Here is a 13,690-nt window from a genome sequence, read left to right on the forward strand (position 1 = left end):
AGCATCCTCTCAGCTTCTTGCACAATTCTCTCATTGCGTAGAATTATGCACGACGTCGTCATCGCCCTGTGCTAGCGATGAACCTGCCACTATGGAGAATGCGCCATGCCGCTGGACGAACTGCGCAGCCTGATCGACTGCCATGCGCGGGCAGACATGACCACCCCGATCGAAGGGGTGCTCATCGCGCGGCACGATGTCTCGGAGCTTGAATCCTCGATGACCAGCTCGGTCATGGCGCTGATCGCCCAGGGCATGAAGCGTCTCGCCCTCGGGGATAGCGTCTATGAATATGGCCCTGGAGAATATCTGGTTTCTTCGCTGGACCTGCCAGTGACCGGCCAGTTCATCGATGCCAGTCCAGACTGTCCGGCCCTGGGGTTCGGCATGGTGCTGCACCCCGCCAGCATTGCCGAACTTCTGCTGCAGGCCGGCGCGTCAGACCTGCGCGATGGCCGGGGAAGCCCACCCAGTGGCATGACAGTGAGCACCGCGCCCGCAGCACTGCTGGACGCTGTGACACGTCTGCTTCGCTTGCTTGATTCTCCACGTGACATTCCCGTGCTTGCGCCGCTGATAAGGCGGGAAATCCTCTGGCTATTGATCGTGGGGGAGCAGGGGGCCGCTGTACGCCAGCTTGGCCTCGCCGACAGCAACCTCAGCCATATTGCCCGGGCCGTGCGCTGGATTCGCGACCACTACGCCCGCGCCTTCCGCGTCGAAGACGTGGCGGCGATCTGCGGCATGAGCGTCTCGGCGTTCTATCGCAACTTCCAGGCCGCAACCGCGATGAGCCCGATCCAGTTTCAAAAACAGATTCGGCTGCAGGAGGCCCGGCTGATGCTGGCCGCCCAGCACGGCGATGTCGCCGAGATTGGCTATCAGGTCGGCTATGACAGCCCGTCCCAGTTCAGCCGCGAATATCGCCGGCAGTTCGGCGCGCCGCCCAGCAAGGATGCGATCAGACTGCGCGGCACGCCAGCGATGGCGGCGGCCGTGTTCTAGCGACCGGTCGGGGCAGGGCGTCCAACTGCCGACGGGTCGTCCCGACCTGCTGGCCTTGGTGCCGGCTGGCTTTCGCCCCGGATTGCGCCGCGGTGCCTCGCCTACATCGGGACTTCTGGGATGGGCTTGCCGCCATAGGCGCGGTCGATGAGGGTGACGTTGTTGGCATGCAGCCGTCGATAGGGCTCATGCATACCCAGGACGCCGCGATCGAGCCAGGGCTGGATGAAGCTCTCAAGCGGCGCCGTCAGGTAGTCGGCCTCGTCCTTTCGCAACAGCAGTTGCACATTGTAGTCGAGCATGGCGGCGGTGAAGTCCTGGGTATAGCCGCCGCCCTCGATCACCTCCGGTCGCCCGTGGCACGGGTAGATCTTGCTGACATCCATGGCCAGCAGTGACTTGTAGGTCATCAACTGGATGGGCATTTCGGCGGTCATGGCCGGCGTGTTGAACGGCACGGTGTCTTCCACCGCATCAGCGGCGAGCAGGATCTTGTCCTTGGGCAAATAGGCCACCAAGTGCCCCAATTGGTGCACAAAGGTCTCGATCAGTTCGATCTGCAGGTCGCCCAGCCACACGGTCATGCGACCATCGAACGTCCGGTTGGGCAGCACCAACTCGTCCACGCCCGGATATTCCGGATCGCCCGCGCCCCAGATCGCGCCGGTGATGATCTCCTGGGCATGCGACTGCAGCTTCCAGCGCGTCTTATTGGTCGAGATGATATCGCTGTTCTTGTAGAGGAAATTGCCGGCTATGTGGTCGCAATCCCAATGCGAGTTGATCACTGAGACATGCTTGATGCCCATGTCGCGGATATAGCGGTCGATGTAGAGAATATGCTCCTTGTAGAGCATGGTGTCGAAGATGATCGCCTGGTCGCCGCGATGCAGCACGTAGTTGCAGACACCCAGCTTCATATCGATATTGCCCTGAATCCAGGCCGGATAGTCGGCGATATCGCGGCCATCGTAGAAGCAGATCAGGTAGTCATTGAGATGGGAGACGCGCAGCTTCGGGACGAAGGGCGCGCGAGCGGGAAAACTATTCATTGAAATGATGGCTCCGTCGGGCGGGAGATGAAGGGCGGCCGGTGGGCCGCCCCGAATGATCATTCGGCCCAGCGGACCGAGCCATAGTCGATATTGCCCGGCGCATAGGCGGCGCGCAGGTCGAGATCGACGAGGCCCTTGGGGCTGACGACAACGTCGTCAACGCCGACCAATGGAATAAACAGGCCCGCGTCGAAATAGAGGTGGCCCGCCTTCTCGTAGAGGGCGTTGCGCGCAGCCACATCGGTCAGCGTGCCGGCCTCCTGCAGCAGGGCATCGGCTTCGGGCAGGCCGCGACCGTAGAAATTGATCGGCGCACCCGAGGCAAAGAAGATGCCGGACTGGTTTTCGGGGTGGAGCGCATCCGGCGTCAGCTTGCCGATGTAGAAATCGGGGCCGTCCGGGTTGTCCTTGAGCCCGAACGCGGCGCCCTGCGGCAGGATGGTGACGGTTGCAGTGATGCCGATACTGGCCAGCTGGGCGACGAGCAGGTCGCCGACGCGACCGAGCGCATTGGACTCCTCGGTGCTGATGCCGATCGTAAGCGAGATCGGGCCCTTCGCTGCCACTGTGGCCTTGGCCGCGTCCAGATCGGTCGGGAACGCCACGGGCGTCACCGGGTCCAGCATCGCTTCGGGATAGACCGACTTGGCGGGGTGGCCATAGGCGCCGAAAGCATCGCTCACCCATGTGGCTGGCGCGATGGCGGTCAGGAAGGCGGTGCGGATGTCGTCATCGACCAGCGGGCCGGTCGGCTTCACGAAGCCGATGATCTCCGATGTGCTGGGCGCAGCCGTGGCCACGAGGTCCCCCGGAAGGGCGGCCAGCTGAGCCCAGGGATAGTTGGACGGCACGGCATCGGTCTCCTGCGACTGCAGCTGCAGCACCTGCTGGCCAATGTCGGGTACGAGCGGCAGTTCGATGGTCGAGAAATAGGGGGCCTTGCCATAGTAGTCGTCGAAACGCTCGAAGCTGTATCCCTGGCCCCGCTCGAAGCTCGCAAGCTTGAACGGCCCGGTGCCTGCGGCATTTGTGTCGAGCCACGCGCTTGCGGCCTTGCCGCCGCCATTGTCGGCCAATGCCTTGGGACTGATGACCTTGGGGCCCCAGGGGCTGGCCAGACTGTCGAGCAGGGAGGGTTGCGGCATGCCCAGGGTGATGACCACCGTCTTGTCATCGGGGGCCGCAATATCGGTGACGTTCCACAGGAAGTAGCTCAGGATCAGCTCGCTGTCGCGGCGGCGCTCGAAGGACGTCTTCACCGCGGCGGCGTTGAACGGCGTGCCGTCGTGGAATGTGGCGCCCTCCACCAGATTGAAAGTGTAGGTCAGGCCGTCGTCCGAAACGGTCCAGTCCTTGGCCAAAAGGCCGCGTATCTCGGAACTGCCCGGCACGTATTCGACAAGGCCCTCATAGACATTGTTGATGGCGGACAGGCCGTCCATTTCAAAGGCATTGTCAGGGTCAAAGGAGTCGAAGTCCGTGGCGATGGGCAGGCGCAGCGTCTCCTGTGCCTGAACCGCGCTGGCCGACACGGCCAACGTGAGCAATGCGGCGCCGATCAGCAGCCTGCGGGGAATGGAAGTGATTGGTTTCATATGTGACGACATGGCGTCGCTCCCTTCAATAGGGATTGACGGACCATCGTCGCCAATCCCTTGGCTTACGAGGTCTCCCGGGCTTTTGTCCCGCCGTGCGTCCAGCGAACTGAATTGTCCGCCGGTGGCAGCTCTCGGACCAGACACGCTGAACAGCGCCGGAACCCTAGCCACCAGTCTCGATCATAACAATGCAAGGTCTGTGCCAAGGCCTCGAAATCTCTAAGGCATTGAAATGATTTCGCTTTGTTTGTTCCGTCCGGATGGAGTTCCGCTTGTCCTGCTCAATCAATGGGCAGCGATCGTCCGCTGCATGCAAAGTCGGCAATCTCACTGCAGCGCGATCCGCGGATCCGCTATCGATTGCAGGATTTCCACCAGCATGGTCACAAGGATGTAGAACGCGCCGAACACCATGGCGACGCCGAGAATGGCGGGCAGGTCGGAGCTGGCAAAGGACTGCACGGTGTAGAGCCCCAGCCCAGGCCAGGAGAAGATGCGCTCCACGATCAGAAGGTTGCCATAGAGCAGACCGACCTGCAGGCCCAGCATGGCAAGCGGCGCCGACGCCGCATTGCGCAGGCCATGGCGGAGGAAGATCCTGCCGCCGCTGAGGCCCTTGCCATGGGCCGTTCGGATGTAGGGCTGCCGCAGAACGTCCACCAGCGCCGAGTTCAGCGAACGTCCGACGGAAATGGCAATCGGTACCGACAGGGTCAGCGCCGGCAGGGCCAGATGCCACAGCGCATTGAGGGCGATGTCGGGGCGACCCAGCAACAGTCCGTCCAGGACGAAAAAGCCTGTGGGCCCGGTGAACCGGCGAATATCCAGCCTGCCGCTGCCGGGAAACCAGCCGAGCTTGAACCAGAGGAAATAGGCCAGCAGCAGTGCGGTGAGGAATATCGGAAACGACCCCGCGGCCAGCATGCCCAGCCGCACCGCGCCAGACCGCCGCATCGTGGTCTGGGCGAAGGCCAGGATAAAGGCCAGGCTGGTCCCCAGCAGCATGGCGGCGATGATCAGCTCAAGCGAGGCCGGACCATATTTCAGCACATCGGCGGCGACGGGCTGCCGCGTACGGATCGAGGTGCCCAGATTGCCCTCGGCAAGATGGCGCACGAATGTGCCATATTGCACCAGCAGCGGTTGATCGAGCCCGAGCTCGGTGCGGATCTGCGCGATGGTCTCTGGGGGCGCAGAGGGTCCCGCGAGGGCCCTTGCCGGGTCGGCGGGGATGATCGCCTGCAGGCAGAAGACGATAAAACTCATCACCACCAGCACCAGGACCAGTCCGCCAAGGCGCTTGGAAAGATAGGTCGCCATGTCATGCACCTCGCAGGGCTGAGCGGATGCCATCGCCCGCAAGATTGGCGAGCATGGACATCAGGAAGATCACCAGCGCCGGAATGATCGGCAGCCACCAATAGGTCGTGAGGCTGTCGACAGACCGCGACGTCATGGCGCCCAGTTCGGGCGCCGGGGCCGGCAGACCCAGGCCCAGGAAGGAGATCACCGACAGCGTCAGGATGATGTTGGCGACATCGAGCGTGGCCGCCACGGCCAGCGCCGGAGCCGCACCGGGGAGCAGATAGCGGAGCATCAGCCGCGGCCCCTTTACCCCGGCGATGCGGGCCGCCTCGACATGGGGACGGGCGCGGATACGGCGGACCTCGTCACGCGACATCCGGGCATACCAGGGCCACCAGAAGATGGTGATGGCGATCATGGTGTTGAGGAGGCCCGGTCCCAGCGCCGCCACCACCGCAAGGGCGATGAGGGTGGAGGGCAGGACAAGGAACAGCTCGACCACGCGTTGCAGCAGCATATCCACCCAGCCGCCCACCATGCCGGCGAAAACCCCCACGGACGTGCCGATGAGCAGGGAGACGCCGATCACGGCCAAGCCCGGCAGCCAGGTGTAGCGAACACCGAGCAGGACGCGCGAGAACAGGTCGCGTCCGATCTCGTCGGTGCCGAACCAGAAGGTGCCGCTGGGGGGCAGATAGGCCGCGCCGACACGCAGCATCGGATCATAGGGCAGCAGCAGCGGGCCGATCAGCGCGATCAGCGTGATGGCCAGCACGCCGGCAAGGCCGATGCGTTCCAGCCAGCCGACGCGGCGAAGCCAGTCGAAGCTTGAGCTTGTGGATGGGGCGAGTTCGGTTGCGTTGGCCATGGGCGGTCTCGTCAGCTGGCCAGGCGCGGCACAGCGCCGACCAGCATTTTTGTGTAGGGAGCCTGGGGGGCGGATATGATCTGGTCGGGTTCGCCGATCTCGACGAGATGGCCCTTCTCCAGCACGGCAATGCGGTCGGCGATCAGCCGGGCGGCCGCGAGGTCGTGGGTGACGAACAGCATGGCCATGCCGAGGCGCCGGCGCAGGCTGCCCAGCAGGTTGAGGGTCTGCGCGGCCAGCGACACATCCATGGCGCTGATCGGTTCGTCACACAGCAGCAGTCGGGGTGGAACGATGACGGCCCGTGCCACGGTAATGCGCTGGCATTGGCCGCCCGAGAGTTCGCTCGGCAGGGCCTTTCTCAAAGCCGGATCGACGCCGACCAGCTCCAGTGCGGCTGCAATACGGCTGGTCTGTTCGGCACGGCTGAGGCCGAGCGGTCGCAGGCGGTCGCGGATTTGCTCGTCCACCGTCAGCCAGGGCGTGAGCGCGGCCACCGCATCCTGAAACACCACCTGGGGCTGGACGCCGCCAAACCAGGACACGTCGCCTTCGTCGGGCGCCAACAGGCCTGCGGCAATGCGTAGGAGGGTCGATTTGCCCGAACCGCTTTCTCCGACGAGCGCGACGCATTCGCCCTGCTGGATGCGCAGGTCGATGCCGGCCAGCACCTGCGTCTGCCGCGGCCGCTGGAACAGCCCGCCACCCGAACCAAAGCTCTTGGTGATGCGATAGAGCTCAAGCGCATTGGCGTCGCCGGCCAATGCCTCCGGCCAGGGCGGCGCCTCCCGCGACCGGGCCATCAGGTCCGGCACGTGGTCGGCGTGGAAGCACGCGACCTGTCGGCCATCCTGCTGCCGGACGAGATCGGGCCGGCGCTCCGCACAGTCGGCTTCCGCCAGGGGGCAGCGCGTGACGTAGTTGCAATGGGCCCCGTCCGGACGCGGCCGGCGCGGCTCGGTCGACAGCGTCCCCAACTGCCGGCCCCGGTCGGAATCGAGGTTAAAGCGGGCAGAGAGCAGGCCGGCTGAATAGGGGTGGAGCGGCGCGCCAATGAGTGTCCTTGTATTGCCAACCTCGGCGACGCGGCCGCCATAGAGCACCATCACCCGGTCGGCGAGCTCTGCAGCGACCGCCAGGTCATGGGTGATGAAAAGGATTGCCGTGTTGTGTTCGCGGGCAAGGTTTTTGAGCAGGGTCAGAATCTGGGCCTGCACGGTCACGTCGAGCGCCGTTGTCGGCTCATCGGCAATCAGCAAGCGGGGCCTGGCCGCCATGCTCATGGCGATCAGCACGCGCTGGCGTTGCCCGCCGGACAGCCGGTGCGGCATCTCTGCCGCGATCCGTGCGGGATCGGGCAGGCCGGTGCGGGCAAGCCAGTCGACCACCTCGTCGGCACTGAGCCCGCCCTCGCGCAACTGCTTGCCGATGCTCATGGTCGGGTTGAGCGCCCCCATCGGATCCTGCGGCACCGCGCGCACGAGGCCGCGCCGGATCGTGCGCAGGTCATGTGGCTTGGCGCCGACAATCTCGTGACCGGCGAGGTGGACGCTGCCGGACACCTCGGGCTGCGCCTCGGCTGGCAAAAGGCCCTGCAAGGTCAGGCCGATGGTGGACTTGCCGGAGCCGCTTTCGCCCACCAGCGCGACCACTTCGCCTGCATCGAGGTCGAAGTCGATACCGTCGAGCACGGTGTTGGGGCGGCCGTCGCGGCTCAGCCGAACATGCAGGCCGCGGATGGAGAGGATGGGGGCATCGATTTGATTCAGGGTCTCAGGAGGATTCATGTGTCCCTCAAGTTGAGGGATGACGAAACACTGCGCTCGCCAATCCCTGGCTTACGAGGTCTCCCGGGCTTTTGTCCCGCCGTGCACCTGGTGGGATGTCTCCCCCGACCAGCGGTAGCTCTCGGACCAGACGCGTTTCCGCCGGAACCCTAGCCGCCAACTCACTGATCACAATGCAAGTGGCGTGCCAGTGAGCAACGCACGGAAATTAGGCCACGATCGCGCATCGGTTGGCCATTACTGCAGACGAATTGATCAATGTTCGAGTCCTGCGCCCAAGAAATGGGCGACCACCGCAGGCTGGCCTTGGAGCGCGCCACCGTCACGCTCATCCTGTGATCACCGATCCTTGCCGAGACTCCACGAACAGCCTCGGACCTTCACGCTCCATCGGACGCTGGCAGGATTGGGTGCCGGTCAGCTATGAGTCGAACGACAGCCCTGCGACTGCCCAATGCCGCTATCGCGCGTCCGATGTTGTGCCGATCAGCTTGAGCCGGATGCGGCGCGAGAGATTGTCGATCACGGCGACCGTCACCAGGATCATCAGGATGATGAAGGCGGCCTCCTGCCAATTGTTGATGCGCATGCGATCGGACAGTTGCAGCCCGATGCCGCCCGCGCCGACGATGCCAAGGATCGTTGCGGAACGGACGTTGGACTCAAAGAAATAGAGCACGTGGCTCATCATCACCGGAAACACCTGCGGAAACACGCCCAGCCGCATGATCTGGGTTCTGCTGCCGCCAGCGGCGCGAACGCCGTCCACCTGCCTGTTCTCGACATTCTCGATCGCCTCGGCAAAGAGTTTGGCAAAGACCATCAGATCGCCGACCGCAATGGCCAGCACGCCGGCAAAGGGTCCCAACCCCACGGCTGAAACAAAGATCAGCGCCCAGACCAGCCCGTCAATGCCGCGGAAACCGTCATAGAAGCGCCTGAGCCCGAAGTGAAACAGCCAGTTCGGCATGACGTTCTTGGCACCAAGAAATCCCAGCGGCACCGCCAGCACAGCGGCGACGACCGTGCCCAGGAACGCCATGCCAAGGGTCTCCGCCATGGCGCGGACAAAGTCCCACAGGCCGTCGCCAGGGTGGGGTGGGAGCATCAGCCGGACCAACAGGCCGAGCTTGTTCAGACCATTGACGATCCGCATCGGATTGGCGTCGATCCACCAAAGCCCGAAGGCCATTGCAGCGGCAAAGCCAATCCAGAGCGCGCCGGTCTTGAGCCGTTCCAGAAGCGGTCGGGCAAAGACACCGGGATGGGCCTTGCGCAGTCGTGCCAGTTCGCCATGGGTGATCGTGTTCATGTCAGTGTCCCGCATGCAGGTCCTGCCCGATCAGCCGGTGGCGGATGGTTTCGCAGGTGATGTCGATGATGGAAGTGGTGGCGATCAGCAGCAGCATGATTGCAGAGATATCGGTGTATTCGAACTGGCGGATCGCGACGTAGAGCTCTTGCCCGATGCCGCCGGCGCCCACGATGCCGAGCGCTGACGCGCCGCGCACATTGATCTCGAAGCGCAGGAGCAGATAGCTGGCATAATTGGGCAGCGCCTGCGGCGCCACGCCCAGCCGGATCAGCATGAGCCAGTTGCCTCCGGCCGCGCGAATGCCGTCGAGCGGCCGCGGGTCGACATTTTCGTTCACTTCGGCAAACAGCTTGCCCAGCGACCCGGCGGTGTGCACGGCAATCGCCAGCACGCCGGCAAATGGTCCCAGGCCGAAAGCAAAGACAAAGATCAGCGCGAAGACCAGTTCGGGCACGGTGCGCAGGAATTCGAGCGTGCGGCGCGCGGCAAAATAGATGGCCGTGTGCTGCACCAGATTGCGCGAGGCGGGAAAGCACAGGATCAGCGCGACGACGCCGCCCAGAACCGTGCCCACAAAGCCCATCAGGATTGTTTCGACCAGCAGGCGGAGCCAGAAGCGCAGGCCCCAGTACCAGTCGGCCAGGTCAGCCCCCAAAGTCTGCCACCTCAGCTCGGGCAGTGTCCCGGCAATATAGGTCCAGGCCTTGGGCAGGCCGTTCAAGAGACCGGCCAGGTTGAAGTTGCTCACCATGATCGAGCCGGCCAGCGCCAGCGCGAATACAGCGACCTGAAGCAGCGTCCACAGCCGCCTGGTGCGACGCGCACCGGCAAAGCGATGTTCAAACGCGACCAGCCTTTCGGCTCGACCGGTGTCCAACCCGCCGGCTATCAGTCCCGGACTGCTCATGTTGGCCACTCCTTGTTGCCGTAGCGCGGATCGGCACGCGGCTTGAGCCGCGCGCCGACAGATTGACCAGATCAGTTGCCCTGGCGCCGACGCTCTTCGGCGTTGAACTCGGTGATGGCGATAACGTCGAGATAGTCCTCGTGCTTGGCTTCGACATAGCCGCTCGAGGTGCCGTTGCTGTAGGTGGCAAAGCCTTCAGGGTCTTTTTCCGGGAAGGCCATCAGGGCCGTCTTGAAGGCATCCTGCAGCTCCTGCGGCAGGGTGGTCAGCATCATGACAGGGGTGTTGGGGATCACGGGCGACTTCCAGATGATCCGGGTCGAGCCGACCGGGATCAGGCCCTTCTTTTCCATGTTCTGGATATTGCCGGCCGTCTCGTTGCGCCAATGGGTGGCCACGGCCTCGAACGTGCCATTGACCAGGGCCATCACGCTCTGCTCGTGGCCGCCCGAAAAGGCAACCTCGCTGAAGTAATCGTCAGCGCTGGTCTTGAGTTCGGTCGCGAGATAGTAGGACGGAACGGCATAGCCCGAGGTCGAATTGGGATCGGCGAAGGCGAAGGACTTGCCCTTGATATCGGCCAGGGTCTGGTAGGGGCTGTCGGCGCGGACCGCGATCACCGAATAATAGCCCAGATTGCCTTCCTTATCGAGCGTCACGGCAACAGGCGCGATATCTTCGCCCATCACCTTGCGGGCCAGGGCATAGGCCGCTGGGCCGACTGAGGCAAACTGCACATGGCCCGAGCGCATGGCTTCGATCACGGCAGCGTAGTCCGTGCCGCGCACGATCTTGACCGGCACGCCGAGCTCGGCGCTCAGGTAATCGGCATAGGGCTGGGTGCGGGCGATGGCGTCGGTTTCGTTCTCGCCCGAGGAAATTCCGATGGTGAGCTCGGGATATTGTTCGCGCCAATCCTGGGCGACAGCGACGGACACAAGGGCGGCCGAGATCAGTACGGCCGCAAGGCTGCGGCGCACGAAGGTAAACATAGCGATGGCTCCGAAGTTGGGTGTGTGCGGACGGCGCTAGAGGGCGTCGGCCAGTTCTGGCGATACGACGGGCTTTGCCGGCGCGTAGATGGCGCCCATGGTCGAGGTCAGGCTCTCGTCCACGGCGCTTTCAGCATCCCCGCCGTAGATCTCCTGGATAACGCGGGACGTGAGTTGGGCAGGAGGCCCGTCGAACACCACCTTGCCCTGCGCCATGCCGACGATGCGATCGCAATAGGCGCGCGCGGCGTCCAGCGTATGCAGGTTGCAGATGACGGTGATCTTGTCCTCGCGGTTGATCTTGCGCAGCGCCTCCATGACGAAGCGCGCATTGCGCGGATCGAGCGAGGCGATGGGCTCATCGGCCAGGATCAGGCTGGGATTCTGGATCAGCGCCCGGGCGATCGCGACGCGCTGCTGTTGTCCACCCGACAGCGTATCGGCGCGCTGCAGCGCCTGGGGCAGCAGGTCTAGCCGATCCAGCGCCAGGGCAGCGGCGGCGCGATCCTGCGCTGAGAAGTGTTTGAACATCACCGGCAGCGTGCCGGAGGTGCCGATCCGGCCGATCAGCACATTGGTGAGTACGTCCAGCCTGTTCACCAGGTTGAACTGCTGGAAGATCATGGCGCAACGCGCGCGCCACTGGCGCAGCTCGCGCCCGGCCAGGGTGACGATATTGGTGTTGTCGAACACGATCTCCCCGCGCTCGCTGGTGGCCAGCCGGTTGATCAGGCGCAGCAAGGTCGACTTGCCGGCGCCCGAGCGACCGATGATGCCCACCATCTGCCCGGGCGGAAAACGGAGAGAAACGTCGTTGACCGCTATGGTCTGGCCGAAGGTCTTGGTGATCTTACGCAGTTCGAGCATGTCGCACCCTTGAAAGAGGACATCTGGTCGTTGGGCCTGGATCGAGACTAGCTGGCGTCAGTGACAGCGTTAACTCATTCGAATGACATCACCGTGACGAATGCGGTGACCGGCGCCGAGACTGCCGTCGGAATAGACGATGGCACCCTTGGACAGGGTGGCGCGAACGTGACCGACACCAGAGTCATCGGCGATGATGAGGTCGGCGCGCAGGCCTTCGGCAATGCTGCCGCGATCCTCAAGGCCCAGGGCCCGCGCGGGATTGCTGGTGGTCAGGCGCGTGGCGCCGGGCAGGCCATCGGGGTCGGTCTTGCCCAGCACCAGCACTGCCGGCAGCATGGCCGAGGGATGGTAATCGGCCGCGAGCAGGTCGAGCACGCCATGGGCATGCGCCTCGCGCGCCGAAAGATTGCCGGAATAGGAGCTGCCGCGCAGCGCATTGGGGGCGCCCATGGCATTGAGCATCCCACGGGCCTGTGCGGCGCGGGCGGCCTCCAGCGTTACCGGGAATTCGCTGATATTGGCGCCGAGCGCCTGCATCTGCTCAACCTTTTCGACCGTGTCGTCGTCATGGCTGGCGACCGGCACGCCATGCAGGGCGCAGTATTGGGTGATGGCGCGCAGCGTGGCGGTGAGGTCGCCGGCCGTTTCGCGGCGGTCGGCAATGCGCTGGTTGAGATTGGCCATGGCCTGCTCAACCGAGATGCCCTTGGACTTGGCCATATTGGCGGCCTGCAACGTCAGGTCACGATACTGGCCCTGGCCGGGGGTGTGGTCGCAGAGGGAAATCAGGTCAACCGAGCCTTCCGCGATCAGTTCCTTGACCACCGACAGGGCGGCGGGAAAGGTCACTTCGAAGCGGGCATGCACGCGATGGTCGATCAAAAGGCTCGGTGCATGGGCGCGCACGGCGCGGATCATTTCGCTGGTGAACTCGTAGCTGCGCATGTGGCCATAGGTCGAGCCGGGGCTGAACGAGACGGCGGCATAAGCGGTGGTGATGCCCGAATTGGCCAGCTTGCGATCAAGGTCGCGCAGGCCCAGCTCCATAGGCATGCGCACGCCGGGGCGCGGCTCAATCTCGCGCTCGATCATGTCGCCATGCATGTCGATCATGCCCGGCATCAGCAGCAGCCCCGCGCCGATGATATCGGCCCCGTCCACCGGGTTCTGGCGGATCTCGGCGATCACGCCGTCTTCGATGCGCAGGGCGCCATGCTCGATGATGGCGTCATTGAGTACAATGCGGAAATCAGAGAGCCACATGGTCGATCCTCTCGCTGTCGTCGGCGATGACGCGGGTTGCAAGGTCGATCTCGCGATCGATGAGCTGGGCGACATCGCCCGGATGATGGAACACGCCGATGATGGCGACGCCGGATGACTTGAGGTCGGCGAGGCGGCGCACCAGGGCCGCGCGGGCGCCGGCATCCAGCGAAGCCGTGGGTTCGTCCAGCAACAGCAGGCGCTGTGGCAGGATGAGGGCGCGGGCCAGGTTGACCTTCTGCTGCTCGCCGCCCGAAAACGTGCTGGGGTAGGCGCGCCAGAGTTCAGGGCGCACGCCGAATTCGCCGAGCCAGTGACGGGCCTGCTCGAGCGCCGCGTCCGGGGCATGGCCGGCCAGACGCAGCGGCTCGGCAACAATGTCCTGCGCGGCAACACGCGGGCGGGCATTGAGGAACTGGGTGACAAAGCCAATCTCCTGCCGGCGCAGCAGCGCGATATCGACATCGGCGGCGCGGGCGAGATCGATCATGCCGAGTTGCGACCGATACCAGATATGGCCGTCGACAGGCAGGTAACTGCGCCACAGCGTGCGCAGCAGCGTGGATTTGCCGGCGCCGTTGCGGCCCTTGAGCAGCAGGAATTCCCCGGCATGAAGATCAAAGCTGATGCCCTCGAAGGCATGCAGCATGCTATCGAGATGATACATGCGGAAGGTCTTTGCCAGACCCTGGACACGCAGCAGCGGTTCGGTGGTTTGCATCATC

Annotated in this window: 12 protein-coding genes and 2 riboswitches; of the genes, 1 reads left to right on the forward strand and 11 read right to left on the reverse strand. The window is 64.2% G+C overall.

Annotated elements, in window-relative coordinates; genetic code table 11:
* Nucleotides 1–105 precede the first annotated feature (105 nt).
* Nucleotides 106–1,005, forward strand: coding sequence for an AraC family transcriptional regulator (locus K1177_RS03190; RefSeq protein ID WP_224701879.1), 900 nt, complete (start codon nucleotides 106–108; stop codon nucleotides 1,003–1,005).
* Nucleotides 1,006–1,106: 101 nt separating this feature from the next.
* On the opposite strand, the gene K1177_RS03195 is transcribed toward K1177_RS03190, so the two are convergent.
* The 11 genes from K1177_RS03195 to K1177_RS03245 all read right to left on the reverse strand — a co-directional run bounded on the left by K1177_RS03195 (nucleotide 1,107) and on the right by K1177_RS03245 (nucleotide 13,686).
* On the reverse strand, nucleotides 1,107–2,057 hold the full coding sequence (locus K1177_RS03195) for an MBL fold metallo-hydrolase (RefSeq protein ID WP_224701880.1): 951 nt from the start codon (nucleotides 2,055–2,057) through the stop codon (nucleotides 1,107–1,109).
* 59 nt (nucleotides 2,058–2,116) lie between these two features.
* Nucleotides 2,117–3,655 carry an ABC transporter substrate-binding protein gene (locus K1177_RS03200; protein ID WP_224701881.1) on the reverse strand — a complete coding sequence of 513 codons (1,539 nt, stop codon included), beginning with the start codon at nucleotides 3,653–3,655 and terminating at the stop codon, nucleotides 2,117–2,119.
* 72 nt (nucleotides 3,656–3,727) lie between these two features.
* Nucleotides 3,728–3,836, reverse strand: a riboswitch (guanidine-I (ykkC/yxkD leader).
* A gap of 149 nt (nucleotides 3,837–3,985) precedes the next feature.
* A complete protein-coding gene (locus K1177_RS03205) occupies nucleotides 3,986–4,978 on the reverse strand; it encodes an ABC transporter permease (RefSeq protein ID WP_224701882.1) in 993 nt (330 codons plus the stop codon).
* 1 nt (nucleotide 4,979) lies between these two features.
* Nucleotides 4,980–5,831 carry an ABC transporter permease gene (locus tag K1177_RS03210; RefSeq protein WP_224701883.1) on the reverse strand — a complete coding sequence of 284 codons (852 nt, stop codon included), beginning with the start codon at nucleotides 5,829–5,831 and terminating at the stop codon, nucleotides 4,980–4,982.
* Nucleotides 5,832–5,842: 11 nt separating this feature from the next.
* The gene (locus tag K1177_RS03215) at nucleotides 5,843–7,618 is read right to left on the reverse strand and encodes an oligopeptide/dipeptide ABC transporter ATP-binding protein (RefSeq protein ID WP_224701884.1); all 1,776 of its coding nucleotides are present in this window, start codon (nucleotides 7,616–7,618) and stop codon (nucleotides 5,843–5,845) included.
* A 58-nt stretch (nucleotides 7,619–7,676) separates the two neighbouring features.
* Nucleotides 7,677–7,782: riboswitch (guanidine-I (ykkC/yxkD leader) on the reverse strand.
* Between the two features lie 296 nt (nucleotides 7,783–8,078).
* Nucleotides 8,079–8,930, reverse strand: coding sequence for a phosphonate ABC transporter, permease protein PhnE (gene phnE / locus K1177_RS03220; protein WP_224701885.1), 852 nt, complete (start codon nucleotides 8,928–8,930; stop codon nucleotides 8,079–8,081).
* A gap of 1 nt (nucleotide 8,931) precedes the next feature.
* Nucleotides 8,932–9,840 (reverse strand): phosphonate ABC transporter, permease protein PhnE, encoded by a 909-nt coding sequence (gene phnE, locus K1177_RS03225; RefSeq protein WP_224701886.1) that lies wholly within the window; start codon nucleotides 9,838–9,840, stop codon nucleotides 8,932–8,934.
* Between the two features lie 71 nt (nucleotides 9,841–9,911).
* Nucleotides 9,912–10,832 carry a phosphonate ABC transporter substrate-binding protein gene (gene phnD / locus K1177_RS03230; RefSeq protein ID WP_224701887.1) on the reverse strand — a complete coding sequence of 307 codons (921 nt, stop codon included), beginning with the start codon at nucleotides 10,830–10,832 and terminating at the stop codon, nucleotides 9,912–9,914.
* 36 nt (nucleotides 10,833–10,868) lie between these two features.
* Nucleotides 10,869–11,699 carry a phosphonate ABC transporter ATP-binding protein gene (gene phnC / locus K1177_RS03235; protein ID WP_224701888.1) on the reverse strand — a complete coding sequence of 277 codons (831 nt, stop codon included), beginning with the start codon at nucleotides 11,697–11,699 and terminating at the stop codon, nucleotides 10,869–10,871.
* 69 nt (nucleotides 11,700–11,768) lie between these two features.
* Entirely contained in the window at nucleotides 11,769–12,965 is a 1,197-nt protein-coding gene (locus tag K1177_RS03240) for an alpha-D-ribose 1-methylphosphonate 5-triphosphate diphosphatase (RefSeq protein WP_224701889.1), read from the reverse strand.
* Entirely contained in the window at nucleotides 12,952–13,686 is a 735-nt protein-coding gene (locus tag K1177_RS03245; protein WP_224701890.1) for a phosphonate C-P lyase system protein PhnL, read from the reverse strand. Before K1177_RS03245 ends, K1177_RS03240 begins: the two co-directional genes overlap by 14 nt.
* Nucleotides 13,687–13,690: the final 4 nt, after the last annotated feature.

The organism is Devosia aquimaris (assembly GCF_020169335.1).
Classification (GTDB): Bacteria; Pseudomonadota; Alphaproteobacteria; order Rhizobiales; family Devosiaceae; genus Devosia; species Devosia aquimaris.

Excerpts from the sequence above, each read along its gene's own strand:
- K1177_RS03190 (WP_224701879.1), top strand. The coding sequence starts at position 106 with ATGCCGCTGGACGAACTGCGCAGCCTGATCGACTGCCATGCGCGGGCA.
- K1177_RS03195 (WP_224701880.1), bottom strand. The coding sequence starts at position 2,057 with ATGAATAGTTTTCCCGCTCGCGCGCCCTTCGTCCCGAAGCTGCGCGTC.
- K1177_RS03200 (WP_224701881.1), bottom strand. The coding sequence starts at position 3,655 with ATGAAACCAATCACTTCCATTCCCCGCAGGCTGCTGATCGGCGCCGCA.
- K1177_RS03205 (WP_224701882.1), bottom strand. The coding sequence starts at position 4,978 with ATGGCGACCTATCTTTCCAAGCGCCTTGGCGGACTGGTCCTGGTGCTG.
- K1177_RS03210 (WP_224701883.1), bottom strand. The coding sequence starts at position 5,831 with ATGGCCAACGCAACCGAACTCGCCCCATCCACAAGCTCAAGCTTCGAC.
- K1177_RS03215 (WP_224701884.1), bottom strand. The coding sequence starts at position 7,618 with ATGAATCCTCCTGAGACCCTGAATCAAATCGATGCCCCCATCCTCTCC.
- phnE (WP_224701885.1), bottom strand. The coding sequence starts at position 8,930 with ATGAACACGATCACCCATGGCGAACTGGCACGACTGCGCAAGGCCCAT.
- phnE (WP_224701886.1), bottom strand. The coding sequence starts at position 9,840 with ATGAGCAGTCCGGGACTGATAGCCGGCGGGTTGGACACCGGTCGAGCC.
- phnD (WP_224701887.1), bottom strand. The coding sequence starts at position 10,832 with ATGTTTACCTTCGTGCGCCGCAGCCTTGCGGCCGTACTGATCTCGGCC.
- phnC (WP_224701888.1), bottom strand. The coding sequence starts at position 11,699 with ATGCTCGAACTGCGTAAGATCACCAAGACCTTCGGCCAGACCATAGCG.
- K1177_RS03240 (WP_224701889.1), bottom strand. The coding sequence starts at position 12,965 with ATGTGGCTCTCTGATTTCCGCATTGTACTCAATGACGCCATCATCGAG.
- K1177_RS03245 (WP_224701890.1), bottom strand. The coding sequence starts at position 13,686 with ATGCAAACCACCGAACCGCTGCTGCGTGTCCAGGGTCTGGCAAAGACC.